Raw genomic sequence first — 734 nt, 5'->3', positions numbered from 1 at the left:
CAGCTCGTCGGCGAGGCGGATGTCGCACAGGGCGTGAGTGATCCGCGCCTTTTCCACGATCGGCGCCAGCTCGCCGGCGCGCAGCATGGGCATGGTGCCCACGGCGATGCCTCCGGCCTTCATCACCGCCAGGTAGGCGGCCACCATCATCGGATTGTTGGGGGCGCGCAGCAGTACGCGGTTGCCCGGCACCATCCCCATCCCGGAGACGAGGTAGTTGGCGAGGCGGTTCACCGTCTCGTGGAGGTCGTTATAGGACCAGGTGGCATCCGGCGTGAGCAGGCAGCGGTGCCCGCCATGGCCGCGCTCGATCCAGCGGTCGAGCAGCTCGGTCACGCAGTTGAACCGGTCCGGGAAGTGATAGGCCGGGTGCGACAGGTCGAGGACCGGCCATTGCGACGGTGGCGGCAGGTGCTCGTCCGCGAACGTATCCCGCAGCGGGCGCGTCATTGCTCCTCTCTCCCCTTGTCCGCGTGCCGTCCGGGGCCGCACGTGGGCGGTGGTCTCCACGTGGGGTGGCGGCCCGGCGGCCGCATTGTCGTTATCCGTCCCGTCAGCGGCGGTCAGCCGCGTTACGGGACAAAAGTTTAGATTTTACTTTTTTATATGCAAAGTGTTTTCGTTGACGCGCCGCCGCATCCCGCGGCGGCGCGCCGCGGGACGGCTCAGTCCGGTACCACGGCGGTGGTCTCGACCTCGACCTTGGCGTCGTCCTCGATCAGGGCGGCGACCTG

The 734-nt window shown here is 67.8% G+C and carries 1 protein-coding gene; it reads right to left on the bottom strand.

What is annotated here, in order from left to right:
* On the bottom strand, positions 1–450 hold a 450-nt coding region (locus G7A99_RS22770), incomplete at its 3' end, for an AMP-binding protein (RefSeq protein WP_163144303.1).
* Positions 451–734 lie beyond the last annotated feature (284 nt).

It is taken from the genome of Arhodomonas sp. KWT, from assembly GCF_010993615.1.
Note: the sequence above shows the minus strand (reverse complement) of the source record. Positions and strands in the feature narration are given on the sequence as shown.